The following is a 1,108-nucleotide window of genomic DNA, read 5'->3' as shown; positions in this document are numbered from 1 at the left end:
GCGGGCTGCTGACCGCAAGCGCGATGGCGGCCCCCGCGACCGTCGGCTCGCTGGACGAGCTCCAGGCCGCGATCGACCGGGCACGCCCGGGGGAGAGGATCGTCATGGCGGACGGCACCTACACCGTCCCCTCGGGCCGCCCCCTCATCATCCGGAACAAGCGGGGCACCAGGCGCGCGCCCGTGACCATCGCCGCCAGGACCCGCGGCGGCGTCGTGCTCAACGGCGAGCAGAGCTTCGTCCTGGCGGCGTCCAGCCACATCACCCTCAGCGGCTTCTCCTTCCGTCAGAGCAGCACCCTGGACATCCCCCCGGACTGCTCGCACATCAGGCTCACCCGCAACGACTTCCAACTGGCCGACATCGAGGGCCTGCACTGGCTGATGGTGCGTGCGGACGACAGCGAGGTCGACCACAACCACTTCCACGGCAAGAGCACGCTCGGCATCTACCTCGGTATCGAGGGCGCGGGCGAGCAGGAGATGGCCCAGCGCGTTCACGTGCACCACAACCACTTCTCCGACCACAGCTTCGCCGGATCCAACGGCGGAGAGCCGATCCGGCTGGGTGTCAGCCCCCGGGCGCTGTCCGGCGCCCACGCGGTCGTCGAGTACAACCTGTTCGAGCGCTGCGACGGCGACCCCGAAGCGATTTCGGTGAAGTCCTCGGACAACACCGTCCGGTACAACACCATCCGTGACAGTTTCGGCGGGATCGTGCTGCGGCACGGCAACCGCAACCGGGTGGAGGGCAACTACCTCGTCGCCGGCACGGAAGGCGTGCGGATCTACGGCAACGACCACGTGATCGTCAACAACTACCTCGCCGGTCTGTCCGGCCGTGCCCTGGTGGTCGGCAGCGGTTCGGCGCGCGACCACGTGCCCGGCGAGACGCCCGCCGAGCGTCGCGGCAACGACGCCGCCGACCGGGTCCTCATCGCGTACAACACCCTGGTGAACAACCAGGGCACGCTCTCCGGGGAGAGCCAGCGTCCGCACGAGCCGCGGGACGTCACCGTTGCCGACAACCTGCTCGTCGGGGACTCGGGCCAACTGGTCGCGATGGCGAACACCGTGCGCTTCACCTGGTCGGGCAACCTCCTGTGGGG

At 69.3% G+C, this 1,108-nt stretch carries 1 protein-coding gene; it reads left to right on the top strand.

The features are described from left to right. Positions 1-104: 104 nt before the first annotated feature. A partial coding sequence (locus ACWGIG_RS39045; protein ID WP_453326464.1) for a polysaccharide lyase 6 family protein occupies positions 105-1,108 on the top strand: 1,004 nt, incomplete at its 3' end.

It is taken from the genome of Streptomyces sp. NPDC054863, from assembly GCF_053610825.1.
This window is presented reverse-complemented; position numbering and strand designations above follow the sequence as displayed.